We start from the raw sequence: 24,264 nt of genomic DNA on the forward strand, positions 1-24,264 counted from the left end.
CCATCGGCGTGGCGGGTCCGCGCGAGCGGACCGCGCCCGGAGGGTGGTTGCAGGAAAAAGGGGGTACTGCCGGCGACCGGCCGTTTGCGGTCGGACGGAGCCGGCAGTACCGAACGGTGTCCTACAGCACGCTCTTCAGCACCTTGCCGTCCTTGGTGTGGAGGCCGTCGAACTTGCACACGCCGCGTTCCGGATAAATGATGAAAGGATCCGGTGCGATGTGCTCCTTGGCGGCCTGGACGATCTTGAACTGGCCGCTGGCCTGGCACTGACCGATCTTCGGCTTGAGATGGAGGTGGCAGGTCTCGTCGAACCACACGAGACCCTCGGGCGAGATGTCGTCCTCGATGCGGATGCCGGGCGTCACGTCCCGGATCATGCGCGGTGTGACGGCCTCGACGCTTCCGGCCTTCTCCACCGCCTTCTCGAACGCAGCCTTGAACGCATACACGGAGAGGTAGGTCTCTTCCATGTTGTAGTGCGTGACGCCGCCCTTGCCGTACTTGCTGCCGAGGTACTCCTCGACGAACTTCTTGTTGGTGGGGGTGTCGAGGGCTTCGAAGTACGGGGCCGACAGGAAGTGGCCCGCGCCGAATTCCGCACCCATCGCGCGGATCTCGATCTCGCCTGTGGTGAGCGACGCGATGGGCATCTTGTCCACCTTGAAGCCTTCCTGCTTGAACTGCTTGTGGAGCGCGATGTCGGAATCGCCCACGACGGTGGAGAAGATGAAGTCGGGCTTGGTCTGACGGATCTTGTTGAAGATCGAGGTGAAGTCCGAACCGCCCAGTTCGACGTACTCCTCGCCGAGCAGTTCACCGCCGGCGCGCTCCAGCCACACCTTGGCGTTCTTGTTGGATTCCTTGGGCCAGATGTAGTTGGAACCCACGAAATAGGTCTTCTTGCCGAAGTTCTTCACCATGAACGGGATCAGATCCTGGCTGTGCTGGTTTGCGAGCGGACCGGTGTTCACGATGTTCTGCGTGCATTCCCGGCCTTCGTAGCAGGTGGGGTAGTACAGCAGGTGATCGCGCGCCATCACCACGGGGGCCATGGCACGCCGGCTCGCCGACGTGTATCCGCCGAAGGTCGCGATGACGCGATCCTTGAGGATGAGCTGGCTGATCTTCTCGGAGTAGACCTTGATGTCCGACTTCGCGTCGATCAGCACGGGCTCGATGGGCATGCCGAGGATGCCGCCGGCCTTGTTGATCTTGTCGATCGCGAACTGCACGACCTGGTTGGAGTCGGTCTCGACGACGGCCAGGCTGCCCGTCAGCGAGAACAGCACACCGACCTTGATCTTGCCGCCCTTCTTCACCCAGGGAGCGCCTTGGGCGTTTGCGTCCTTCACGAAGAAGTAGGGAAACCCCCCGAGCGCGGCCGTACCGGCAACCGTGGCGGCGCCTGCCCCTGTCTTGAGGAATGACCTCCTTGAGTGTTCCATTTTCTGTGCGACTCCTTGGACGAAGTGGTGTGGGAATGTGTGTTTCATGGAAAGCACACATGTTTCGTATAAGGCAACTCGCATACCAATGGGGTTTTTAAGGGGCAAAGTACGAGAAAACAGATATATACGGTGTCGTCGTGTCCCCGTTTCATTCTTCATCATGGTGCAGATGGCTGAATACGTGCTCGATATGGGGGCATTTGAGCAAAAAAGTTTCTCACAGGTGTATGGTGGTTGCGTGTGAGTAAACTTTTGGAGAAACCTCAGTGAACGGTCCCTTCAGCGTTCAGCAGATCAAGTACGAATTCCTCCTCTACATGAAGGGACTGGGCGGGCGTTTCGAGGATTGGTACGTGGGCGCGGCCGGGAACCCGGAGGAGACGTTGCGCATGGAACACCGCGCACGGGAGGGCGACGTGCCGTGGATGTACAAGCCAGCGGTCAGCAGCAAGGCCACGCGCACGATCCTGAAGTACTTCCGCGAGGTGCTGCATACGGATGGCGGAGATGCTGACTCTCTCGGTGAAGGTGCAACTTATGCTTTTCTCTTCAGAAAGGGACCGCATACATGCCCACGCAGTGACGGCGTGGATGCGCCGCCGTGTGATTCCGCAGGTGCTCCGGAGACTGCGTTCGCCTCGGTGAATGGCGGGTTTGCGAAGTCCGGACGTCCGGCTTGCTGACGCTTCCGGACAACGCGGGGTCACGGTGTCCCGGGCGCTCTGATGCTCCGCGCCGGTGCCGTTCCCTCCGGATCGCACCGACCGTACGCAGCGAACCGGTCGCGGACGACCGGCTCCGCGCCGGGAAACCGGGTCATCGACAGGCAGGGGGCTGGCTATAATGGAAAAAGTCGTGCATTTGCGGGACGCGTTGGCGAGAAGACGCGTGTCGGGTGCGTTCGACCAGGGGTCGTCTCCACTTTCCACGCCTTCGAGTCCTTCCGAACCGATGAATCTCAAGTCACGCTTGAGCCAGAACCTGGACGCGCCTGAAATGCCGAATCCAGGTGCCGACAACATGAGCCTGGAGCGCCATATCGGCAATGTCATCCGGGATCTCCGTCTGCAGCAACGGCTGACCATTGCCGACGTGGCGTCCCAGGCGCACATCAGCCGGGGAATGCTCTCCAAGATCGAGAACGGCCAAGCCTCCACGAGTCTCGACACCCTGGCCAAGCTCTCGAGCGTACTGGGCGTCTCCATGGCGCATCTGTTCCGCGATTTCGACCGTCCCGACGGCGGCGCCCAGCTCGTCAGGTCGGACTCTGGAATGGAGGTCGTGCGCCGCGGCACCAAGCGGGGGCACACGTACCAGCTCCTCGCCTACGACAAGGGACCGCGCAAGACCTTCGAGCCGTTCCTCATCACGATGGACGACAGCAGCGAGATCTTCCAGAGCTTCGAGCATCCGGGCACGGAGTTCATCTACATGCTGGAGGGCTGCATCGAGTATCGCCACGGCCAGCAGACCTATCTGCTGGAGCCCGGCGATTCCCTCACGTTCAGGGGAGAGATTCCCCATGGACCGGAAAAGCTCGTCAAGGTCCCCATCCGCTTCCTGTCGATCATCATCTACGGCGACAGCCAGCCCGCGTAGGACGGGCGGTCCGCATGACGGCGGACCCGCAACGCGCATAGAATCGGGCGTCAGTGTTTCAGTGGGACGTCCTTGTCCTCGTCGCCCAATCCCCGCGACGTGCTGCAACGCACGTGTCCGATCACATTCGCGGGGAACGATGGGCATCGAAAAGGTCGACATCGTCGATCCGTTGGCAGGCAAGTCGCCTGCTCTCGGGAGGGAGGATGTTTCCTGGATGGCAACGGCCGAGGCGCTGGCCGGATTCGGCGTCTGGGAGTGGCACAGGGTGGAGGATCTGTGGGCGCTGTCGCCGGCCGCGCGGCAGTTGCTGAATGCCACAGAGTCCGCGACCCGGACCCGGGAGGTGTTCGCCGCGCTCAGACGGCACGATCAGGGCGCGCTGCTTCATCTGTCTGCGGAGGAGCTTGGCAGCGTTCTGACCGAGGGCTTCGAATGCGCGGTGCAGGTCGGGGAGGGTCCGCGGTGGATCCTTCTGCGAGGCGAGGCGCTGGCGGATGCCGATGCGCCCGTTCAACGGGGCATCGTCAAGGACATCTCCGACAGGAAGAATGCGCAGCTCGCGCAGCAGGCGTCCGACGAACGTCTGCAGGTCCTGCTGGAGGTGTCGACCGACTACTACTGGGAACAGGACGCCGAGTTCCGCTTCACCGATCTGCGCCGGGGAGGTTTCAGCCACGTTCCCCCTGTCCAGCATTCCGGGATCGGCCGCGCACCGTGGGAAATCGACGAGATCGAGGCGCCTCCCGAGGGCTGGCCGGCCCGCCAGGCGTTTCTGGAGACGCACCAGCCCTTCAGGGATGAAGTGCGCCTTCGCAGGCTTCCGAACGGTGAAGTGAGAAGGCTCCTGCTGAGCGGATTCCCCACCTACGATCCCGATGGAAACTTCTCCGGGTACAAGGGCGTCGCCCGCGACATCACCGACCAGGAGGCTGCCGCCCGCGCGCTCCGGGCGAGCGAGCAGCGCTTCAGGCTCCTGGCGGAGAGCACCCGCGACATCGTCTGGGTGAGCGATCCGGGCATCACGCGCATCGATTACATCAGCCCCTCCATGGAGAACGTCTGGGGTATCACGGCAGAGGCCCTGATCCGCGATCCCTCGCTGTGGAAGAAGCGCGTGCACCACGACGATGCCGCGGTCGCCGGAGCCGCGCTCGCGCGCCAGCTCGCCGGCGAGCCCGTCGAGGTCGAATTCCGGATCGTGCGTCCCGATGGTGGCCTGCGCTGGCTCTGGATCCGCTCCACTCCGGCCAGGAACGAGGATGGCGAGCCCATCGTGTTCGGCGTCACCGAGGACATCACCGCGCGCAAGCTGGCGCAGTTCCAGGACCTGGAAGAAGCAGTGCGGCAGCGGGACACGCTGGTGCGGGAGGTGCACCACCGCATCAAGAACAATCTTCAGGGTGTGGCCGGACTGCTGCGCGCGCACGCCAACCGTGCCCCCCAGGTGGCGGAGTCCCTGGAGACCGCCATTCTGCAGATCCAGTCCATCGCGACGGTGCACGGCCTCCAGGGCATCGACCGTCGGGGAGACATCGATCTCTGGCGGATTCTGGTTGCCATCGGCGGCACGGCGGAGCAACTGAGCGGTGCCAGGATTTCCATCGAGGCCGGTGACGATTCGGCGCGGAACTTCGTCATCGCCGAAGGCGAGGCCGTGGCGACCGCGCTGATCTTCAACGAGCTGGTCGTCAACGCGGTCAAGCACTCCACCTGCGACGGCACCGCCGATGGCGTGACCGTCCGCGTGACCCCCTCGGCCGGAGCGCTCGCCGTCGCCATTGTCAACCGCGGAACCTTGCCCGACGGATTCAGTCTGGAGCGCCGTTCGGGATTGGGAACCGGGCTGGAACTCGTCTGCGCTCTGATGCCCAAGAAAGGCTTCGTCATGAAGCTGGAGCAGGCAGGCGTCAATGTCCGGGCCCGGGTCGTTCTCGCCACGCCCATCGTGCGCCGGACGTCTTGACCGGCTCCAATCCGCCAGATGCGCGCGAGCGGCATCGCGGACGCGAAGCGCTGACATAGAATCGGGACGCCGTTCTCGGAAGTGAGATGGCGTCTGTCGCGCGGACGTGGCGCGTGCGAATCCGATGGCCGGAGAATGCAGTGAAGGGTCTGCTCGCGGTCGCGCTCGACGACGCGTGCCATGCGTTCCCGATGCGGACGGCCTTGAGGGGCGGCGCGAGGGGGCTGACGTTCGCGGAGCTCGGGGATGCCGCCGGGCAGGTCGAATCCGCCTTGCATTCGGCGAAGATCCAGCCGGACGAGCCCGTACACGTGCGCGTGGCCAATCGGCCCCTGGACATCGCGGCACTGCTGGGCGTGTGGCGGGCGGGCGCAGTCGCGGTTCCCGTCCACCGTTCGATGCCGCCTGCGGTGGCGCGGCAGCTGTTCGAACGCACGGGGTCCCGCCTCTGCCTCGATGCCGGCGATGGGGACCAGGTCCCTCCGGGCAGTCTCGCCGTCACCTCTGCTGTGCCGCCCGCTCACCGACCGCTGCTGCGAAACGCGGCTGCCGTGATCTTCACGTCCGGATCCACCGGCAATCCCAAGGGTGTGGTGGTGCGGCACGAGGCCTTCCACGGCAAGATCGGCCAGATCGACAGGCTGCTGCAGTTCGGCCGAGGCGAATCCACGCTGCTGGTGCTCAACATCACGTTCAGCTTCGGACTGTGGGTGAGCCTGCTGACGCTCCTGCGCGGCGGCACCTTGCACATGAAGGAGAAGTTCGAGCCCGCGGCGTTCTCGCAGTGGGTGTGCGACGAGCGGATCGACCGCGTCGGCGTGGTGCCCACCATGATGCGCGCGCTGTTCGCGCTGCCTGGCGCCGACGAGGCCGCTGCCCGCATCGAGCGCTCGGGCGTATTGCGTCAGATCCTGATCGGCGGCGAATCGCTCGGACGCTCGCTGGCGGACGCCATCCGGCAGCGCTTCGCCTCGACCGCGCTCGTCGACATCTACGGGCTCACCGAGACATCGACGTGCGACTTCTTCGCCTTTCCGGACGACTACGCCCGGTATCCCGGTGCCATCGGCCGTCCCGCGCCGGGCGTCTCGCACCGCATCGTGAGCGAGGAGGGGCCGTGGTGAATCGCGGCGACGTGGGCGAACTCCAGTTGCGCAGTCCGTATCTGATGGCGGGTTATCTCGACGAGCCGGCGCTCACGGCGGCCTCCTTTCAGGACGGCTGGTTCCGTACCGGGGACATCGCCCGCGAAGCCGGGCCGGGCGTCGTGGAGCTCATGGGCCGGTCCAAGGAGATCATCGTCCGGGGAGGCAACAAGATCACGCCCGTGGAGATCGAGCAGGCGCTCACGGCGCATCCCGCCATTGCTGCCGCGATGGCCGTCGGCGTTTCGGACCGCCTTCTGGGCGAACGCATTCACGCGGTGCTCGTCCCCCGGGCCGGCACGCCGCTGGAGATGGCCGCGCTGTCGGTCTTCCTGCGCGACCGGCTCGAACGTTTCAAGCATCCGGACGCCTATTACGTGCTGGATGCGCTGCCGCTGGGCCGCACCGGCAAGGCCGACCGCGGACAGTTCAAACGGCTCGTGGAGGCGGGCGAGATCGCGCCGCTCGGGCCTCTTTCACCGACGACGGATCCACTCTCATGAATCCCTGCAGCACCCTGTTGTTCGACGCGAGGGGCGGTGTCGCCCACATCACGCTCAACCGGCCGGAGCGGCTCAATGCGCTCGATCGCGCCTGCCTGCTGGAACTCAACGACGTGATGGATCACGTCGACTCGGACGATTCGATCCGTGCCGTCGTGCTCAGTGGAGCCGGGCGCGCGTTTTCCTCCGGCTTCGATCTCAAGGCGCAGATGGACGCCCGCCCCGAGGGAGCGGAGGTGTGGCGCGAAATCCTCGATCTGGACTTCCACACCACCATGCGGTTCTGGAACTGCCCCAAACCGACGGTGGCGGCCGTGCACGGCGCCTGCATGGCCGGTGCGTTCGAAATGGCGCTGTCGTGCGACATCACCGTGGCGTCCGAGGATGCGCAGTTCGGCGAGCCCGAACTCAAGTTCGGGGCAGGCATCGTGACCATGCTGCTGCCCTGGATGACCGGTCCGAAGCAGGCAAAGGACATCATCCTCACGGGCGAAGACCGCATCGGCGCACAGGACGCGCTGCGGATGGGCATCGTGAGCCGGGTCGTTCCGCCGGGGCAGCACGTTCAGACGGCCTTGCGGATCGCGCGCGGGATTGCGCTCGTGGATCCGGTCGTGGTGCGCGAGACCAAGAAGGCGCTCAACCGCACGTACGAGATCCAGGGCATGCGCTCAGCCCTGCAGGCTGCCCTGGACACGGACCACGGCATCGAGTCGCACGGTTCGCCGGACAAGCGTGCGTTCATGGACGTGGCACGGGAGAAAGGCATGCGGGCGGCGATCGCGTGGCGCGACGCGCGCTTCGATGCGGCACGCAAGCCATGAGCCGTCCCGTCGCGACGATCGTCATTGCGCAATTGTTCGGGACTTCGCTGTGGTTCAGCGCGAACAGCGCCGCCGATGACCTGCGCCGTCTCTGGTCGTTGCAGCCAGCGGACATCGGCCTGCTGACGAACGCGGTGCAGGCGGGCTTCATCACCGGCACGCTCGCCTTCGCCTTCAGCGGTCTGGCGGACCGGTTCTCCGCGAGCAGGATCTTTGTCGTCTGCAGCCTGTCGGGCGCGTTGTTCAATGCACTGTTCGCGCTCTGGAGCGGCAGCCTGGAGAGTGCGCTGTGGCTGCGATTCGCCGTGGGGCTCTCGCTCGCGGGCATCTACCCCCTGGGCATGAAGCTCATCGTGAGCTGGAATCCGCACGGCGCCGGGCGCAGCCTCGGGCTGCTGGTGGGCATGTTGACGCTCGGCACGTCGCTGCCTCACGGCATCCGATCGGCCGGTGCCGCATGGCCGTGGCAGGCCGTGATCCTCGCCTCGTCGGTGCTCGCGATCCTGGGTGCGCTGATGGTGGGGGTGACCGGGGACGGCCCCCATTTCAAGGCCAGGCGCAGCGTGGGTACCCGGCCCTGGAGCCATCTCGTCAAGGCGTTCCGCACCCCGGATTTCCGCGCTTCGGCCTTCGGGTACTTCGGTCACATGTGGGAGCTGTACGCCTTCTGGACGCTGGTGCCGTTGCTGGTGGCGAGCGCGTCCGCAAGCGGAACGCCGCCGGCGCACGTGTCCGCCTGGTCCTTCGCGATCATCGGCATCGGCGCGCTCGGCTGCGTGGGAGGCGGGCTGTGGAGTCAGAAGCTGGGGAGTGCCCGAGTGGCCGCAGCGGCGCTGCTCGTGTCGGGCGTGTTGTGCGCCCTGTATCCGCTGCTTTCCGCGTTTCCGCCCTGGATCGCCCTCGCAGCGCTGCTGGTCTGGGGAACGGCCGTCGTGGCGGATTCGCCCCAGTTCTCCGCCCTGTCGGCCCGCGCCTGTCCGCCCGAGGCTGTCGGGAGCGCGCTGGCCATCCAGAACAGCCTGGGCTTCCTGCTGACCACCGTCTCCATCTTCGTGGCCACTTCCGTTTATCCCATTGCCGGTGCGCGCGTGGCGTGGACACTCTTGCCCGGTCCCGTGCTGGGTCTGCTGGCCCTGCGACCGCTGTTGCGCCGGTCCGGATGAGACGAGGAAACGCTTCCTTGAGTGTGCATCGCCGGAACTCATGCCGGATCGCGATATCGAATTCGCGAAACGTTGTTTGGTGACGTCGGACCGCACCGGCAGAATCGGTGGTTCCGGACACGCCGGCCGTGGAGACGAAGCGGCCACATCTGAGGAAACCCGACAATGCTCCGAGTGACGAGAGTCGACGGACCGATGCTCCGTCTGGTGCTGCTGACCCTGATCCTGCTGTTGTCGTTCGCTGCTGCTGCGGCGAATCAGGACACTGCGCCGTCCCCCATCGCCCGCGATCTTGCAGCGAGTTGTGCGGCCTGCCATGGAACGAACGGAAACGGGACCGGCGGGTTCCCCGTTCTGGCGGGTGGCGATCGCGCCGAACTGGCAGAAAAGCTGCTGGCCTTCCGCAATGGCGCGAAGTCCGCGACGGTCATGCATCAGCACGCCAAGGGCTACACGCCCGAGGAGATCGAACTGCTGGCCGATTACTTCTCGCAACAACGCCGCGTGCAGGAATGACCATGGACCGTCGGACCTTCGTGACAGGGCTCGCGGCCGGTGTCGCCGGCGCAGCGGTGTGGCCTCAGGCTCGTGCGGCTGGAGCGGCCCGTCCTCATGTCGTGGTCGTGGGTGGCGGTTTCGGTGGTGCCACCGTGTGCCGCTATCTGCGTCTGTGGGACGCGGGAATCGACGTGACGATGGTGGAGCGCAGTCCCTCGTTCATTTCCTGTCCCATGAGCAATCTGGTCCTGAGCGGCGACCGCGATCTGGCCGACAACACCTTCGGGTACGAAGGCCTCGAGCGGCTGGGGGTGAGACGCGTACAGGCGGAAGTCGGCGGCGTCGATCCGGCGAAGAGGCGGATCGTGCTGGCGGACGGAACACAGCTCTCCTACGACCGGCTCGTGCTGTCCCCGGGAATCGATTTCCTGTGGGACACGGTGGCGGGCATGAACGAAGCCATCGCCGCGGAGCGCGTGCCGCACGCCTGGAAGGCCGGCCCGCAGACGCTCCTGCTGCGCCGGCAGCTCGAATCGATGGTGGAGGGTGGCACCTGTCTTCTGTCCATTCCGCGCTCGCCCTACCGTTGCCCCCCGGGCCCGTACGAACGCGTGAGCCTGATCGCCTCCTATCTGAAGCGGGTGAAGCCGCGGTCGAAGATCCTCGTGCTCGATGCGAATGCCGAGATCGTGTCGAAGAAGGGGCTGTTCCTCAAGGCATGGTCGGAGCTGTATCCCGGGATGGTGGAGTACGTGCCCAACAGCACGGTGGTGGAAGTCGATGCCGACTCGAAGACCGTGCGCACCGACTTCGACGACTTCAAGGCCGAGGTGCTGAACGTCATCGTGCCCCACGCCGCCGGACGCATTGCACACGAGGCGGGCGTCGTGAATGTCGACCGCCGCTGGGTGGGCGTGGACTTCCGCACGTACGAATCCACGGCGGTTCCGGGCATTCACGTCATCGGCGACGCCACGTCGGCCGCGCCCGCGCCCAAGTCGGCCCATACGGCCAACAATCAGGCCAAGATCTGCGCGTCCGCCCTCATCGCCGCCCTGCGCGGCCAGGCGCCGAACCCGGCACCGGTATCCGCGAACACCTGCTACAGCTTCGCTTCGCCGACGGAAGCCATGCACGTCGCGGCGGTCTACCGGTACGACCCCGCAAAGGGGATGCTGGTGACCGCCGAGGGAACCTCGGGAGTCTCGGGCAAGCGCAGCGAAGAGGAGGCCCGCTTCGCCAGAGCGTGGGCCGAGAACATCTGGCGCGACGCGCTGCAGTGATTTTCGACGGCCGGCAGCCGCGCGAAGCGTGACGCCGGCGGAGCCAGGCCAATCCAGGGGCACCACTTCCTGACAGGAGCACACGATGACACTTCGCATCAACGACATTGCACCGAATTTCAAGGCCGAGACAACCCAGGGGCCCATCGACTTCCATCAGTGGATCGGCGACGGCTGGGCGGTGCTGTTCTCGCACCCGAAGGATTTCACGCCCGTATTCACGACCGAACTGGGTTACATGGCAGGCCTTGCCGATCAGTTCGCGAAGCGGAACACGAAGATCATCGGTCTCAGTGTCGATCCGGTGAGCAGCCATCTCAAGTGGGAGGAAGACATCGCCGAGACCCAGGGACACCGGGTCACCTACCCGATGATCGGCGATCCCACGCTCGAGATCGCCAAGCTCTACGACATGCTGCCCGCGGACGCCGGCACGACCTCCGAGGGCAGGACGGCGGCGAACAACGCCACGGTCCGCGCCGTGTTCGTGATAGGACCGGACAAGCGCGTGAAGCTGATGCTCGTATACCCCATGAGCACCGGACGCAACTTCGACGAGATCCTGCGTGCGCTGGATTCCATCCAGCTCACGGCGCAGCACCAGGTCGCCACCCCCGTGAACTGGAAGCCCGGCGAGGACGTGATCATTCCGCCGTCCGTGAGCGACGACGACGCCCGTGGACGCTACCCGGGCGGCTGGAAGACCGTGAAGCCCTATCTTCGGATCGTCCCCCACCCGAAGTGAGGGCGGAGCCCGGGACCGCTCGCGGCCGCGGGCATCCTGCGACGAACGTCGACGTCCGGCGGGGTTTCCTCCGCCGGACGGCAGGCTCCTTCAGCGCCTGGGCAACGCAAAGGTGAACACCGCATCCCCCTGGCGGAAACCGAAAAGCGAATTGCCGCCGGCGGCCACCGTCACGTACTGCACTCCGTCCAGTTCGTACGTCACCGGCGGCGCGTTGACCCCGGCGCCGCAGTTGAAGTGCCACAGCCGTGTGCCGTCGCGCGAATCGAAGGCGCTGAACTGGCCGCTGCCTTCGCCGACGAAGAGCACGTCGCCCGCGGTGGCGAGCACACCGCCGATCAGCGGCTGTTCGGTTTTCACTTGCCAGCGGATCCTTCCTTGCGCACGGGTGTCGAGCGCGGAGAGCGTGCCCCAGGTCGGCCCCTGGATCACTTCCAGCGAGGTGTAACGCACGGCCGGCCGGTTCTCGGCTGCCGGAATCTCCTTCACGGTATAGCGCGTCGGCATGTGAATGCCAGCCACGTAGGCAAGGCCGCTGCGCGGATCGAAGGACACCGGCGACCAGTTGGCGCCGCCGGCGGCGCCGGGTGCGATGTCCACGCCTTCGGGCGTCGGACGGCGGAACTGGTTGTGCTGCGGCACGAACGCTTCCGACTTGTACAGGAACTTGCCGGATCTGCGATCGAGCACGTACATCCAGCCCGTCTTGCTCGCTTCACCCACGGCCGGCACGCGCTGCCCGTCGATCACCGCATCGAACAGCACCGGCGGGCTCGCGACATCCAGGCCCCACATGTCGTGCGGAACCTGCTGGTAGTACCAGCGGAGCTTGCCCGTCTCGATATCCAGCGCCACGAGCGACACCGTGTACAAGTTGTCTCCCGGCCGGGTGAGATCGTCCATCTGCGGCGACGGGTTGCCGATGCCGACGTAGACGAGGCCCAGATCCGGATCCACGGCCGGTGTCGTCCAGGCTGAACCGCCGCCGCGCTTCCAGGCGTCCGCATACTTGGGCAAGGTCGCCTTCTCCCGCGCGATGTCGCGATCGAGCGCGGCTCCGTCGGCCGTCACCGTCGTGAAGCTGCCCTCCCAACCCTCGGACGGGGTGGAATCGAACTGCCATACCCGGCTGCCCGTGGCGGCGTCGAATGCGGCATAGAAGCCGGCGCGCTGGCTCTGACCGGCGATGCCCACGACCGCTCCCAGCGGCGCTCCGGGCGTTTCCGCATCGAGGTGCAGGCCATAGCCCACCCCGGTGATGCCGATGATGACCTTGCCCTTGTAGACAATTGGCGCCATGTTGGCGCCGACACCGGTCGTGCCGGTCACGTTCTTCTTGCGCAAGGGATCGTCGGCGGCGAGTTGCTGCGTCGATTCGGCTTTCGCGCCGACGTCTTCCACGAGAGGCTGGTCCCACACCATGCGCCCGGTGACCCGGTCCAGCGCGATCAGCCGCGCATCGACCGTGCCCATGAACACCTTGCCGTAGGCGACCGCCACGCCCCGGCTCGCGGGGCCGCAGCACATCTTCTCCGTCCGGCGCTTGTGTTCGTAGCGCCACAGCTGCGACCCGGTGCGCGCGTCGAGCGCGACGACGTGGTTGAAGGGCAGCGAGATGTACATGATGCCGTCCACCACGATGGGCGTGGCCTGGAAGGTGTTGGCCACGCCGCTCTGGTAGACCCATGCCGGAGCCAGATGGCCGACCGTGCCCGCGTTGATCTGCGTGAGATCGGAGAAGCGCTGGTTGGAATAGTCCCGGCCGTACAGCAGCCAGTTGCCCCGGTCGTGCGCTGCGCCCAGCAGGCTTGTGTCGTCGTCGCCTGCCATGGCGACCAGCGGCACGGCGCACAGCACGCATGCAGCGACCGTTCTGTCGATGCCTCTCATTCGTTGCCTCCCTTGCCTCATGCAATCGATCGAGCATAACGCCATTCGCCGGGCGCGGGCTTGTACGAATCGGCCGGGGAGGCGAAGGCCCGGAGTGAGTGTGGTGTCGCCGATCGCGAACGATTTCTAAAGTTTCCGCTGCTCGATGTCGTAGATCGCAGCGTCAGTCCGACGCCGCCGCTCCGGCGCGTCAAGCCGACCTCCGCTGGCGCCCCACCCGCGTCCGCGGCAGATCTCCCGGTTTCACCCTGGGCCGACCCCCCGCTTCGCACGCGTCGGCACCTCACGCTGGCCCATCCCCTGCCATTCCAGAGTCCGAACGCGACATGTGCGTCATGCCTTCGCGCGCCCTCGGACGGCATTTGCCCGATCGTCGACCGTGCTCCGGCGCGGAGGAGGAATGGAGTGTCGCAGCGGATGTTCCCACTGTGCAGCGCCCGGAATTCTGCGCCTGACCTGCAGGCTTTCCGCAGCGGGAGGAGGATCGCATGAACACCGCGCGCCCGATCGATCGCAAGGTCCCTCTGCTGTTCGGCGCCTGCTGGGCGGCTGCCGTTCCGATCTGCGCGGCGGCTCTCTGGATGCCGGCCGGGATTCTTCGCGTGTCCGCGCTCCTGGCAGCTGCGGCTGCATGGGCAGTGGCAGGCTGGGCGGTTCTCCGCTTCGTGCGCCGGGTGAGTGCGGAGCCGGATGCGACGGCCGAGGACGAGGCTCGAGCCTTGCCAGAAGAACCGTTGCGCGAGTCGAGTTCCGCGGCCGGCGAACTCACCGAGCTTTGCACGGAGGTGTTTCCCATCTGGGAGCGGCACGTGGAGACGGCGCGCGGGCAGACGCGCGAAGCAATCGAACAACTCACGGCAAGCTTCGCCCAGATGATCGGCCGACTGGAGGCTTCCGTACAGGCCTCGGAACAGGCCGCCGGCGCCAGCGGATCGGCGGGGGTCGTTCCGCTGCTGACTGCTTGCCGGGATGAACTCACCGGCATCGTGCGCGCGCTGCACGAGGTCGTCGGTGCCAAGAACAACATGCTGTCGAACGTGAGCGGACTCGCGTCCGTCGTGGGCGATCTCACCCGGATGCTCTCCGACGTGTCGCGCATCGCGGATCAGACCAACCTTCTGGCATTGAACGCCGCCATCGAGGCGGCGCGCGCCGGAGAGACGGGCCGGGGTTTCGCCGTGGTGGCGGACGAGGTTCGCAAGCTCGCCACCGGCTCGGCGACCACGGCCAGACAGATCCGGGCGAAGGTGGACCTGGTCGGACAGGCTGTGGCCGACACCGTCGACTATGCCGCCCGGTGTGCGGAGCGCGACGTGCTCGCAGTGCAGGACGCGGAAAGCACGATCGCGAGCGTCGTGGACAAGTTCACTCACGCCGCCGATGGGCTGGGCGAATCCTCCCGCGTGCTCAAGACGGAAAGCCAGGGCATTCGCGACGAGGTCGCGCAACTGCTCGTTTCCCTGCAGTTCCAGGACCGGACCAGCCAGATCCTCGCCCAGGTCACGGGCGACATGAACCGTCTGCGCGAGCAACTCATGAGGCAGGAAACCGTCCATGCGCGGCAATGGCTCGCCCAGATGGAGCGGGGGTATGCGACGCACGAGCAACGCGCAAATCACGGCGCACCTGCGCAGGCCGCGAAATCCGGCGGCATCACATTCTTCTGAGGAGGCGGACATGGCCAAGACGATCATGGTGGTGGACGACTCGGCGAGCCTGCGCACGGTCGTGGGAATCGCCCTCAAGGGGGCGGGCTACGACGTGCTGGAGGGCAGTGACGGCCGCGATGCGCTGGCCAAGCTCACCGGGCAGAAAGTCCATCTCATCATCACCGATCTCAACATGCCCAACATGGACGGCATCGGCCTGGTGAAGGCGGTGAAGGCGCATCCGAACTACAAGTTCACGCCGATCATCATGCTGACCACCGAAGGTCAGGAATCGAAGAAGCAGGAGGGGCAGGCCGCCGGCGTGAAAGCCTGGGTGCTCAAGCCCTTCCAGCCGCAGCAGATGCTCGACGCCGTCGCCAAGCTGGCGTTGCCCTGAACCGCCATACGACCGAGGAACGGCCATGTTCACACTGGAAGACCGATCGACTGCCGATGCCTGCGTTCTCGCCCTGGCGGGCGAGATGACCATCTACGAGTCGGGACAGCTATGGCCCGCCGTGAAGCCGTTCGCGGGGTCGCAGGGCGACCTGCGGGTGGATCTCACGGCCGTGGGCGAGATCGACAGTGCCGGAATTCAAGTGCTGCTGATGATCCGCGGCGAGCAGCAGCGGGGAGGCGGGACGTTCCTCGTCACGGGCTGGAGTGAACCGGTGCGGGAGGTCGTCGACGCGATGAACCTCGGCGCAACGCTCGGGAGCGCCGGCACCGCCGACGCCACACCGCTGCTGTGAACGGCCGGACCCATCGGAGAGGCGGGCGATGAACGAACAGGAAATGATGAACGAAGGCCGCGACGTGTTCGCGGAGGAATGCCGGGACCTGCTGTGCCAGATGGAGACGGCGCTGCTGCAGCTGGAATCGGTACCGGACGACCAGGAGGCCGTGCACGGACTGTTCCGCGCGGCGCATACCATCAAGGGGTCGGCGGGACTTTTCGGTTTCGACGGCATCGTCCGTTTCACCCATGCCGTCGAGACCGTGCTCGACCGGGTGCGCGAAGGCAATCTGGCCATGAGCGGCGATCTGCTCGAGGTGCTGTTGCCGTCGTGCGACCACATCCAGTCTCTGGTCGAGTCCGCGCTGGGGGCCGACGAAGCGGACGCGGCGTCGCGGGAGGAAACCGGCGAGGCGCTGCTCGCCCGGCTGGCCCGGTTCCATGGCGGGGCGGTTCAAGCCGTCCCGGGCGAGGCCGTGGCTGCTGCGCCGGCTGCGGACCGTCCGGCCGGTTCGAGCGATCCGTGGCACCTGTCGCTGCGGTTCGGTCGCGAATGCCTGCGCAACGGCATGGACCCTTTGTCGTTCATCCGCTATCTGGGCACGTTGGGCAGTGTCGTGGGAATCGCCACGGTGGCCGACGCGTTGCCGGAGGCGGATGCATTCGATCCCGAGGCGTGCTACCTGGGCTTCGAGATCCGCCTGCAGACGGGCGCCGATCGCAAGGCCATCGAGGACGTCTTCGAATTCGTCCGGGACGACTGTGCGATCCGCATCGTCCCTCCCGACTCGGACATCCAGGAATACCTGGACCTGATGGAGTCATTGCCGGAGAACCGGCAGCGTATCGGGGAGATTCTCGTAGCGTGCGGGGCTCTGTCGCGGGCGACGCTCGAGGGGGCACTCAGCGAACAGCAGAAGAACACCGTGCCGCCAAGGCTCGGCACGCTGCTGGTGGAAACAGGTGTGGTGCAGCAGGAAGTCGTGGACGCGGCGCTCGACCGGCAACGCAAGGTCGCGCTGCGGAAGACCGACGAGAACCGGTTCATCCGCGTCGGGGCAGACAAGCTCGATCAGCTCATCACGCTGGTGGGCGAACTGGTGATCGCGGGCGCGGGCAGTAATGCGCTCGCGCAACGCACCCACGATGCCGCGCTGCTGGAATCGACGGCGCGCGTGAATCTGCTCACCGAAGAGATTCGCGATGCATCGTTGCGGCTGCGCATGGTGCAGATCGGCGAGACCTTCAGCCGTTTCCACCGCGTGGTGCGGGACATGAGCCGGTCCCTGAACAAGGACATCGCGCTCGAGATCGCCGGCGCGGAGACGGAACTGGACAAGACCGTCGTGGAAAAGATCGGTGATCCGCTCACGCACCTCGTGCGCAATGCGATCGACCATGGCATCGAAGCGGCCGACGCCCGCGAGCGGGCGGGCAAACCCGGCCGTGCGCGCATCCGCCTCAATGCCTACCACGACTCCGGCAGCATCGTGATCGAGGTGAGCGACGACGGGCGAGGGCTCGACCGCGAACGCATCCTAGCCAAGGCGAGAGAACGCGGTCTGGTCGCGGCGGATCGCACGCCGCACGAGGACGACATCTTCAATCTCATCTTCGAGCCGGGCTTCTCCACCGCCGAGCGCGTGTCGGACCTCTCCGGCCGGGGCGTGGGCATGGATGTCGTCAAGAAGAACATCGAAGCCCTGCAGGGGCACGTGGCGCTGGAGAGCCGGGCGGGGCAGGGCACGACCGTGCGCATCCGACTGCCGCTCACGCTCGCGGTGATCGACGGGTTCCTGGTGCAGATCGGATCGGCGACGTACGTGCTTCCGCTGGAAGCGGTGGTCGAATGCGTCGAACGCCCGGTCCGCGCCTCGGAGAACGGCGACTACCTCAATCTGCGGGGAAAGGTGCTGCCCTACCTGCGGTTGCGCGACGTGTTCGGCTGCGATGCGCCGTCGGGACCGCGCGAAAGCGTGGTCGTCGTGCAGTGCGGCGCGCAGAAGGCGGGCATCGTCGTCGACAAGCTCCTGGGAGAGGGACAGACGGTCATCAAGCCGCTCGGCAGCCTGTTCGGACGGCTGCGGGGCATCAGCGGCGCTTCCATCCTCGGCACGGGGGAAGTCGCGCTCATTCTGGACGTGCCGGGTCTGCTGCAGCTGGTGCACTCGCGGCAGGCGGAGCATGAGGGGCCCAGGATTGCGGCATGAACCCGATCTGCACCTCCGGTTCGCGGTTGCAAACAACGCTACGGCGCAGCCTGTGCGGCGCGACGCAGGAACACGAAGCAACACCACACACTAGGGAAGGAACATCGCCATGCGCAACATGAAAGTGAGTCTCCGGCTGGGCCTGGGCTTCGGCCTCGTGCTCGCATTGCTGCTGATCGTGGGAGGCGTGGGCGTTTCCCGCCTTGCAACGCTCGACGAGAGCACGGAAATGCTGGTGGGGCGTGACGCCGCGAAGCTGGAGCAGGCGCTGCGGCTCGAATCGGCCGCGCGTGCGAACGCCGCGCGAGTGGCGCAGTTGCTCACCACCGCGGACCGCGGCGAGATCGAGCGCATTCGCGAGTCCATCGAACAGAACAAGAAGGCGGCGACGGACGCGCAGGACAGGCTCGACGCGCTCATGGTCCTGCCCGAGGCCAAGGCCGCGATGGCGAGGATCAAGGAATCCCGCGGGACCTACGTGCAGTCCTTCGGCAAGCTCGTCAAGCTGGTCGAGGATGGTCGCCGTGATGATGCGACCCGCCTCTACAACTCGGAAACGCGGCCTGCCCTGGAGGTGCTCGTGGGCGGCATCAGCGGACTGGTCGAGATCGAGAAGAAGGCGCTCGAGGCCGGCGTGGCCGAGAGCGGGGAGATCTACCGCTCCGCGAGGCTGGTCATCGTGGGCCTGGCCGCTGTCGCCATCGTGCTCGGCGCGTTGTTCGCCTGGTGGGTGAGCCGGTCCATCTCCCGGCCGCTGGCGGATGCGGCGAGGGTGGCGGACTCGGTGGCCGAAGGCCGGCTCGACAACGACATCGAAATCACCAGCCGGGACGAAGCGGGACAGGTCCTGTCCTCGCTGCAGAAGATGCAGACGAGCCTGCTGGAACGCAACGAGAAGGATCGCATCGCCTTCGAACGCGAACAGCAGATCGCGGCCGACCTGGGCGGACAGATCGCGGCCATCGGCAAGGCCCAGGCCGTGATCGAGTTCTCGCTGGACGGCAAGGTCGTCCACGCCAACGACAACTTCCTGGGCGCGCTGGGCTACACCCTCGACGAGATCAAGGGTCAGCACCACTCCATGTTCGTCGACCCGGCCTACCGGGCGAGCACGGACTACCGGATGTTCTGGGAAAAACTCGGCCGCGGCGAGTACGACGCCGGCCAGTACAAGCGCATCGGCAAGGGCGGCAAGGAGGTCTGGATCCAGGCCTCCTACAACCCCATCCTCGACGTGAACGGCAAGCCGTTCAAGGTCGTCAAGTACGCCACCGACATCACGCAGCAGAAACTGCAGGCGGCCGACTTCGAAGGCCAGATCGCCGCGATCGGCAAGGCCCAGGCGGTCATCGAATTCTCGCTCGACGGCAAGATCATCGGCGCCAACGACAACTTCCTCAACGCGCTGGGCTACCGGCTGGAAGAGATCAGGGGCCAGCACCACTCCATGTTCGTCGAGAACGCCTACCGGGCGAGCCCGGAGTACCGCCTGTTCTGGGAAAAGCTGGGCAGGGGCGAATACGACGCGGGACAGTACAAGCGCATCGGCAAGGGCGGCAAGGAGATCTGGATCCAGGCGTCCTACAACCCGATCCTCGACATGAACGGCAAGCCGTTCAAGGTGGTCAAGTACGCCGCCGACGTGACGAAGCAGGTGCTCGAAGCGCAGGCGCTCGCCGCGGTGGTCGCGCAGACCAACGAGGTCGCGGCAGCGGCGGGACAGGGCGACTTCACCGGCCGCATCGACGTGAGCGACAAGCAGGGCAGCCACAAGGCGCTCGGCGAGAGCATCAACTCCCTGCTGGAGGTGACCCAGGCCGGCCTGAACGACGTCGTTCGCGTCATGAGCGCGCTGGAGCGCGGTCAGCTCACCGAGACGATCACCGCGGACTATGCCGGGACGTTCGGGCAATTGAAGGACGCCTGCAACGCGACGGTGGCGAAGCTCGCGACGACCATCACGGACGTGTCCACCGCCGTGGCGTCGCTCATCTCGTCTTCCAACCAGGTCAACGCGACGGCGCAGGCGCTGTCGGAGGCCAGTTCGGAACAGGCGGCGAGCGTGGAGGAGACCAGCGCCTCGCTGGAGGAGATGACGGCGTCCATCGCCCAGAATACCGAGAACGCAAAGGTGACGGACGGCATCGCGACCAAGGCGGCGACGGAAGCCTCCGAGGGCGGTGAAGCGGTCACGGCGACGGTCACCGCGATGAAGAGCATCGCCGAGAAGATCGGCATCATCGACGACATCGCGTATCAGACCAATCTGCTCGCGCTGAACGCGGCCATCGAGGCCGCGCGCGCCGGTGAGCACGGCAAGGGATTCGCCGTGGTGGCCGCCGAGGTGCGCAAGCTGGCGGAGCGCAGCCAGGTGGCCGCCCAGGAAATCGGCTCGGTGGCGGGCAGCAGCGTGAATCTGGCGGAGAAGGCCGGCAAGCAGCTGGAGCAGATGGTGCCGAACATCCGCAAGACTTCCGACCTGGTGCAGGAGATCACGGCCGCTTCGGAGGAACAGGCCACCGGCGTGAACCAGATCAACAGCGCCGTGGTTCAGCTCTCCAAGACCACCCAGACCAACGCGGCGGCTTCGGAGGAACTGGCGGCCACGGCGGAGGAGATGAACGGGTTCGTGGAACAGCTGCAGCGGACCGTGTCGTTCTTCCAGGTGGGCAACGGCGCCCCGATGACGGCGGCCCTGTCACAGGGCAGGTCCCACAAGACCGTGTCCGGCGCGGGCGGCAAGCCTGCGTTGCGGGCGGTGGCCCCCGTGGCTGCCAAGAGCGATGTGGACGAGTCGAAGTTCACCAAGTTCTGAGGGAGTCTGCCATGAGCTTCGCTGAAGCAGGAGGCGCCGCGGGCGCCTCCCGACAGGACGCGCAACGTGCCGCCATGGCGCAGACCGCGGAGCCGCAGCAGTACCTGACGTTCGTGCTGGGTGCCGAGATGTTCGCCATCGGCATCCTGCGCATCAAGGAGATCATCGAGTTCTCGGGGCTCACCACGGTGCCGATGATGCCGCCCTGCATCCGCGGCGTGATCAACCTGCGCGGGGCCGTCGTTCCCGTGCTGGACCTCGCGGCGCGGTTCGGCCGCGAGCCTGCGACCGCCACGCGCAAGACCTGCATCGTGATCGTGGAAGTCGAGTGCGACGACACGCGCCAGGATATCGGCGTGATCGTGGATGCGGTGGACGAAGTGCTGGAGATTCCCTTGGCCGAGATCGAGCCGGCGCCGAGCTTCGGCGCGGGAATGCGCTCCGAGTTCATCCGCGGCATGGGAAAGGTGGGAGGACGGTTCGTGATCATCCTGGACACCGATCGCGTGCTGTCCGGCGTGGGCATGGACGTTTCGATGGAGGGGGAGGCGACTGCGGTCAGCGATCCGGAGCCCATGGCTCCGGACGATTGATCCGCCGAAACGGACACCGGGGCGGATACCCTCTCGATCCGCTCCGGTGAACCGCAGGCCTTCGAGGCCGCTCGAGACGGTCCGGCCGATGCGCGCCCGGGACGCAGCGGCTTGGGATGAGGAGGGTGCGAAGGCCGGGACGGCCCCGTGCCATCACTCCGGCCAGGCCACCACGCCGGTCACGATCGCCTGGAAGTCCACGATCTCCGGGTCATGGCCGATCCACCGGTCGAAGGAAATTTCGTGTCTTCCCGGCGGCACGTTCCGCCGGCCGAAGGGCCACAGCTCGCCGACGGCGACGGCTTCTCCCGGAGGCGTCCAGCGCCCGCAGACGGATGCGGATGCCCACCGCGGTCTTGCACCGGTTCTCGATTTCGCCAAGACCCACCAGCACCGGGCAGGGTTCGTTCCTGCAGCTGTCGACCCACTGCGTGCGCACGACGCGGACCGACACGTCGTCCTCCGTGCATTCGGACCGGGCATTCGCCATGGAGAGCGTTCCGGCGCACGCGAATGCGGCCATCCATACGGAGCGCCACGGGAGCCGCGGCATGCAGGTCCCGCGGGTTGCGTCTGCTTTCATTCGATCACCTCGATGCGAACTTCAAGACTGTTCACGGCCGTACCCTCCCCGAGATCCGCGCAAAGGCCCGGGTTGAGCGCATTGACGTTGAGTCCTTCCCGGTCGAACCGTGGCCAGCGGGACTTCGCCGTCACCGCCGTTCCGGGAAGCACATCCTCGCTGGTCTTCGCCAGGAATTCCACTGAATCGCACGACGAATGCAGACGCACGCGGTCACCGGGGAGTACCCCCAGATGGTCGGCATCGTCCGGATGGAGGACCACCGACGCCTCCCCCAGCAACTCGCGGATGCGCGGATCGTTGCCGTAGGAACTGCACATGAGCCAGTAGGCGGAAGGCGACAGCAACTGCAGCACGCCAGGGCCGCGCCCCGGAACCGACGGCCACGCCGGGGCCGGGCCCAGGCCGGCCTGCGTGAATGCGGGGGCATCGATCTCGATGCGGCCGCTCGGCGTGGGGAACCGCCGCGATTCGAACTGGACGCGCGGCGGTCGCGGAAACACCGTGCCGGCGGCGCGCAGCGCGGCCAAGTCCAGCCCCGGCGCTGCGCGGGCCAGCAGACCACGCATCATGTCGTCGTCGGAGGTGTGCAGATCCGGATCCGCGAACCCCATCCTGGCGGCGAGCCGGCGGAAGATCTCCTGATTGGGCAGGGCGGAACCTTCGGGCCGCTGGACCGCCACCTGCGCCGACACGGTGTCGTGGAAGTAGGAAAAGACGAGATCGTCGAACTCCAGGAAGTGCGCGGCGGGCAGCACGAGGTCGGCGAAGCGCGCCGTATCGGTGAGGAAGGGATCGATCACGACCGTGAACAGATCCTCCCGCCGCAGCGCGGCGTGCAGGCGCCGCTGTTGCGGGGCGGAGGCGGCGACGTTGGTGTTCCAGTTGAAGAAGGCGCGGGAGCGGGACGGATCCTCGAGCGCCTGCGCGAGACCCATGTGGCCAATGCGGACGGGGGGCTCCGCCACGGTCGCGCAGCGCTGGAAGGCGTCCTGGTCGATTCCGTGCACGCCGTATCCGTTCATGTAGAGCAGCCCGCTGCCGCGTCGCCCGAGGCTGCCGGTAGCCACGGCAAGCAGCGACGCGGCTCTGACCGTATCGCCTCCCGACCGCTGGCGCTGCAGGCCGATGCCCAGCCAGTAGAGCGTCGGTCCGGCGCCTATCGCATTGGCGGCGCGCTTCATCGACGCGCGGGGCACACCCGTGATGCCGGCCACCTCGCTCAGTTCTGTCCGCGCGATCTCCGCGGCCACCGCGTCCCAACCCTGCACATGATCCCGGAGGAAGTCCGGTCGAACCGGCCGGCATCCGAGAGCAATCGGAGCAGTCCGTAGGCCAGCGCCGCGTCGGTTCCCGGACGCGGTCTCAAGTGGATATCCGCCTGCGTGGCCGTGAACGTGCGCACGGGGTCGATCACGATCCGGGTGCCGGGGAATTCGCCCACCCAGAAACGGTCCGTGAGCGGACCGCCGTGCGAAGGGTTCACGCCCCAGAGCACGAGGCACGAGGCGCCATCGCGCGAACGGGCGTCGAATCCCTCGAAGGAGGTACCGAGCATTCCCTGCAGCGCCACGTGGCCCGCCTTGTCGCAGATGGTGCCCGGGTCCACTTCGGTGGCGCCATAGCGATGGAAGAACCGGCAGGGAAAATTGCACGCGATGGCCGAGTAGGTCCCCTGGTAGTGCGCGTGCAGCACCTTGTCCGCGCCGTGGTCGCGGGCGATGGACTGCAGGCGGTTCGCCACCTGATCCAGGGCCTCGTCCCAGGAGATCTCCGCGAACCGTGCTTCGCCCTTGGTGCCGGTCCGCCGGAGCGGTTGCGTGACCCGCTGTGCGGGATCCAGCCAGACGCCGTTGTAGGCGATCGTGCACTTGGCGCAGAGCATTCCCCGGCTCACGGGGCTGTCCGGATCTCCACGGATCTCGGCCACGCGTCCGTCACGCACGACGGCCAGGATTCCGCAGCGGTCGTAGCAGTCCCGCGGACAGGTGGTCTTCTGCAGCTTTTCCGGGTTCATGGGGCCACTGCCCGGTGCCATGACAGCCCACGGGCAGAATCGGACATCGGATCGGGAGCCGGGATGTTCGCAGGAAGTCCGGACCTGCGCACCCCATTGCACCGCCGGTGGGCGCCTCGATCCGGGAAGGTGCAGCGGGTGGCGCTCCCCCCGCAACCGGAAACCGCGCGGTTGCCTGCGCGGCCGCCCAGCACGCGAGCCATGCCGGCCCTTCACGGACGGAAGGGATCGGGTCCGTTCAGGTGGCGCGAAGGGCGGGGCTGAAGAACGAGTCACCGGCGACAGTCCAGCGGCCGCCGCCGGTGAAGAACCCCCCTGATCCAGGCGATGATCGGACCCGAGGGGGAGGGAGGACGTTACTTGCCCTGCAGGTAGGTGGCGACGGCGGTGATGTCCTCGTCCGACAGGTCGCGGACGATGCCGTGCATCACGGGCGATTCGCGCAGCCGCTTGCGCAGCATCTGGATCTGGCGCGCGAGATATTGACCGTACTGACCCGCCAGGCGCGGGAAGATGGACTGGCCTTCGGCGTTGGGGCCGTGGCAGATCGAACAGGCCGCGATCTCGCGCGAGGCGTCGCCGTACAGGAAGAGCT

General features: G+C 66.5%; 22 protein-coding genes. 16 read left to right on the plus strand and 6 right to left on the minus strand.

The genetic code is table 11. The features are described 5' to 3' along the window. Positions 1 to 121 precede the first annotated feature (121 nt). Positions 122 to 1,447, minus strand: coding sequence for a transporter substrate-binding domain-containing protein (locus IPK20_20375; GenBank protein ID MBK8018818.1), 1,326 nt, complete (start codon positions 1,445 to 1,447; stop codon positions 122 to 124). Positions 1,448 to 1,716: 269 nt separating this feature from the next. Here IPK20_20375 and IPK20_20380 point away from each other — a divergent pair, with 269 nt between their 5' ends. The 10 genes from IPK20_20380 (at position 1,717) to IPK20_20425 (ending at position 11,176) form a co-directional block, all read left to right on the plus strand. Next, positions 1,717 to 2,133, plus strand: a complete 417-nt coding sequence (locus IPK20_20380) for a hypothetical protein (protein ID MBK8018819.1) — start codon at positions 1,717 to 1,719, stop codon at positions 2,131 to 2,133. A 313-nt stretch (positions 2,134 to 2,446) separates the two neighbouring features. Next, positions 2,447 to 3,049 (plus strand): helix-turn-helix domain-containing protein, encoded by a 603-nt coding sequence (locus tag IPK20_20385; protein MBK8018820.1) that lies wholly within the window; start codon positions 2,447 to 2,449, stop codon positions 3,047 to 3,049. A 139-nt stretch (positions 3,050 to 3,188) separates the two neighbouring features. Beyond that, the gene (locus IPK20_20390) at positions 3,189 to 5,015 is read left to right on the plus strand and encodes a PAS domain S-box protein (protein MBK8018821.1); all 1,827 of its coding nucleotides are present in this window, start codon (positions 3,189 to 3,191) and stop codon (positions 5,013 to 5,015) included. A gap of 140 nt (positions 5,016 to 5,155) precedes the next feature. Further along, positions 5,156 to 6,139, plus strand: a complete 984-nt coding sequence (locus tag IPK20_20395) for an AMP-binding protein (protein ID MBK8018822.1) — start codon at positions 5,156 to 5,158, stop codon at positions 6,137 to 6,139. Continuing rightward, on the plus strand, positions 6,133 to 6,663 hold the full coding sequence (locus IPK20_20400) for an AMP-binding protein (GenBank protein MBK8018823.1): 531 nt from the start codon (positions 6,133 to 6,135) through the stop codon (positions 6,661 to 6,663). The genes IPK20_20395 and IPK20_20400 overlap by 7 nt, the downstream gene beginning before the upstream one ends. Further along, the gene (locus IPK20_20405; protein ID MBK8018824.1) at positions 6,660 to 7,487 is read left to right on the plus strand and encodes an enoyl-CoA hydratase/isomerase family protein; all 828 of its coding nucleotides are present in this window, start codon (positions 6,660 to 6,662) and stop codon (positions 7,485 to 7,487) included. Before IPK20_20400 ends, IPK20_20405 begins: the two co-directional genes overlap by 4 nt. After that, the gene (locus IPK20_20410; protein ID MBK8018825.1) at positions 7,484 to 8,650 is read left to right on the plus strand and encodes an MFS transporter; all 1,167 of its coding nucleotides are present in this window, start codon (positions 7,484 to 7,486) and stop codon (positions 8,648 to 8,650) included. The genes IPK20_20405 and IPK20_20410 overlap by 4 nt, the downstream gene beginning before the upstream one ends. Positions 8,651 to 8,845: 195 nt before the next feature. Next, the gene (locus IPK20_20415; protein MBK8018826.1) at positions 8,846 to 9,166 is read left to right on the plus strand and encodes a c-type cytochrome; all 321 of its coding nucleotides are present in this window, start codon (positions 8,846 to 8,848) and stop codon (positions 9,164 to 9,166) included. Beyond that, the gene (locus IPK20_20420; GenBank protein ID MBK8018827.1) at positions 9,163 to 10,431 is read left to right on the plus strand and encodes an FAD-dependent oxidoreductase; all 1,269 of its coding nucleotides are present in this window, start codon (positions 9,163 to 9,165) and stop codon (positions 10,429 to 10,431) included. The genes IPK20_20415 and IPK20_20420 overlap by 4 nt, the downstream gene beginning before the upstream one ends. Positions 10,432 to 10,516: 85 nt before the next feature. Next, positions 10,517 to 11,176 carry a peroxiredoxin gene (locus IPK20_20425; protein MBK8018828.1) on the plus strand — a complete coding sequence of 220 codons (660 nt, stop codon included), beginning with the start codon at positions 10,517 to 10,519 and terminating at the stop codon, positions 11,174 to 11,176. Positions 11,177 to 11,266: 90 nt separating this feature from the next. Here the strand turns inward: IPK20_20425 and IPK20_20430 are convergent, their stop codons facing one another. Continuing rightward, positions 11,267 to 13,066 (minus strand): PQQ-binding-like beta-propeller repeat protein, encoded by a 1,800-nt coding sequence (locus IPK20_20430; protein MBK8018829.1) that lies wholly within the window; start codon positions 13,064 to 13,066, stop codon positions 11,267 to 11,269. Positions 13,067 to 13,554: 488 nt separating this feature from the next. Here IPK20_20430 and IPK20_20435 point away from each other — a divergent pair, with 488 nt between their 5' ends. The 6 genes from IPK20_20435 to IPK20_20460 all read left to right on the plus strand — a co-directional run bounded on the left by IPK20_20435 (position 13,555) and on the right by IPK20_20460 (position 21,069). Next, positions 13,555 to 14,733 (plus strand): chemotaxis protein, encoded by a 1,179-nt coding sequence (locus IPK20_20435; protein ID MBK8018830.1) that lies wholly within the window; start codon positions 13,555 to 13,557, stop codon positions 14,731 to 14,733. A 10-nt stretch (positions 14,734 to 14,743) separates the two neighbouring features. Then, positions 14,744 to 15,112 (plus strand): response regulator, encoded by a 369-nt coding sequence (locus IPK20_20440; GenBank protein MBK8018831.1) that lies wholly within the window; start codon positions 14,744 to 14,746, stop codon positions 15,110 to 15,112. A gap of 25 nt (positions 15,113 to 15,137) precedes the next feature. Continuing rightward, on the plus strand, positions 15,138 to 15,467 hold the full coding sequence (locus IPK20_20445) for an STAS domain-containing protein (protein MBK8018832.1): 330 nt from the start codon (positions 15,138 to 15,140) through the stop codon (positions 15,465 to 15,467). Between the two features lie 46 nt (positions 15,468 to 15,513). Then, positions 15,514 to 17,661 carry a chemotaxis protein CheA gene (locus IPK20_20450; GenBank protein MBK8018833.1) on the plus strand — a complete coding sequence of 716 codons (2,148 nt, stop codon included), beginning with the start codon at positions 15,514 to 15,516 and terminating at the stop codon, positions 17,659 to 17,661. Positions 17,662 to 17,770: 109 nt separating this feature from the next. After that, entirely contained in the window at positions 17,771 to 20,476 is a 2,706-nt protein-coding gene (locus IPK20_20455) for a PAS domain S-box protein (protein ID MBK8018834.1), read from the plus strand. Between the two features lie 74 nt (positions 20,477 to 20,550). Further along, entirely contained in the window at positions 20,551 to 21,069 is a 519-nt protein-coding gene (locus IPK20_20460) for a purine-binding chemotaxis protein CheW (protein MBK8018835.1), read from the plus strand. 153 nt (positions 21,070 to 21,222) lie between these two features. Here the strand turns inward: IPK20_20460 and IPK20_20465 are convergent, their stop codons facing one another. From IPK20_20465 to IPK20_20480, 4 genes are all read right to left on the minus strand, one after another. After that, the gene (locus tag IPK20_20465) at positions 21,223 to 21,450 is read right to left on the minus strand and encodes a hypothetical protein (GenBank protein ID MBK8018836.1); all 228 of its coding nucleotides are present in this window, start codon (positions 21,448 to 21,450) and stop codon (positions 21,223 to 21,225) included. A 198-nt stretch (positions 21,451 to 21,648) separates the two neighbouring features. Beyond that, positions 21,649 to 22,905 (minus strand): molybdopterin-dependent oxidoreductase, encoded by a 1,257-nt coding sequence (locus tag IPK20_20470; protein MBK8018837.1) that lies wholly within the window; start codon positions 22,903 to 22,905, stop codon positions 21,649 to 21,651. After that, complete coding sequence (locus tag IPK20_20475; GenBank protein MBK8018838.1) at positions 22,875 to 23,669, minus strand: molybdopterin-dependent oxidoreductase; 795 nt, start codon at positions 23,667 to 23,669, stop codon at positions 22,875 to 22,877. Before IPK20_20475 ends, IPK20_20470 begins: the two co-directional genes overlap by 31 nt. A gap of 356 nt (positions 23,670 to 24,025) precedes the next feature. Further along, the coding region (locus IPK20_20480) for a c-type cytochrome (protein ID MBK8018839.1) at positions 24,026 to 24,264 on the minus strand (239 nt) is incomplete at its 5' end.

This window comes from Betaproteobacteria bacterium (genome assembly GCA_016713305.1).
Lineage (GTDB): Bacteria > Pseudomonadota > Gammaproteobacteria > Burkholderiales.

What these genes read in the sequence shown, in the direction of transcription:
- IPK20_20410 (MBK8018825.1), top strand. Translation starts at nt 7,484, where the DNA reads ATGAGCCGTCCCGTCGCGACGATCGTCATTGCGCAATTGTTCGGGACT.
- IPK20_20460 (MBK8018835.1), top strand. Translation starts at nt 20,551, where the DNA reads ATGGCGCAGACCGCGGAGCCGCAGCAGTACCTGACGTTCGTGCTGGGT.
- IPK20_20445 (MBK8018832.1), top strand. Translation starts at nt 15,138, where the DNA reads ATGTTCACACTGGAAGACCGATCGACTGCCGATGCCTGCGTTCTCGCC.
- IPK20_20385 (MBK8018820.1), top strand. Translation starts at nt 2,447, where the DNA reads ATGCCGAATCCAGGTGCCGACAACATGAGCCTGGAGCGCCATATCGGC.
- IPK20_20430 (MBK8018829.1), bottom strand. Translation starts at nt 13,066, where the DNA reads ATGAGAGGCATCGACAGAACGGTCGCTGCATGCGTGCTGTGCGCCGTG.
- IPK20_20390 (MBK8018821.1), top strand. Translation starts at nt 3,189, where the DNA reads ATGGGCATCGAAAAGGTCGACATCGTCGATCCGTTGGCAGGCAAGTCG.
- IPK20_20450 (MBK8018833.1), top strand. Translation starts at nt 15,514, where the DNA reads ATGAACGAAGGCCGCGACGTGTTCGCGGAGGAATGCCGGGACCTGCTG.
- IPK20_20415 (MBK8018826.1), top strand. Translation starts at nt 8,846, where the DNA reads ATGCTCCGTCTGGTGCTGCTGACCCTGATCCTGCTGTTGTCGTTCGCT.
- IPK20_20435 (MBK8018830.1), top strand. Translation starts at nt 13,555, where the DNA reads ATGAACACCGCGCGCCCGATCGATCGCAAGGTCCCTCTGCTGTTCGGC.
- IPK20_20475 (MBK8018838.1), bottom strand. Translation starts at nt 23,669, where the DNA reads ATGAACCCGGAAAAGCTGCAGAAGACCACCTGTCCGCGGGACTGCTAC.
- IPK20_20440 (MBK8018831.1), top strand. Translation starts at nt 14,744, where the DNA reads ATGGCCAAGACGATCATGGTGGTGGACGACTCGGCGAGCCTGCGCACG.
- IPK20_20420 (MBK8018827.1), top strand. Translation starts at nt 9,163, where the DNA reads ATGACCATGGACCGTCGGACCTTCGTGACAGGGCTCGCGGCCGGTGTC.
- IPK20_20455 (MBK8018834.1), top strand. Translation starts at nt 17,771, where the DNA reads ATGCGCAACATGAAAGTGAGTCTCCGGCTGGGCCTGGGCTTCGGCCTC.
- IPK20_20405 (MBK8018824.1), top strand. Translation starts at nt 6,660, where the DNA reads ATGAATCCCTGCAGCACCCTGTTGTTCGACGCGAGGGGCGGTGTCGCC.
- IPK20_20375 (MBK8018818.1), bottom strand. Translation starts at nt 1,447, where the DNA reads ATGGAACACTCAAGGAGGTCATTCCTCAAGACAGGGGCAGGCGCCGCC.
- IPK20_20425 (MBK8018828.1), top strand. Translation starts at nt 10,517, where the DNA reads ATGACACTTCGCATCAACGACATTGCACCGAATTTCAAGGCCGAGACA.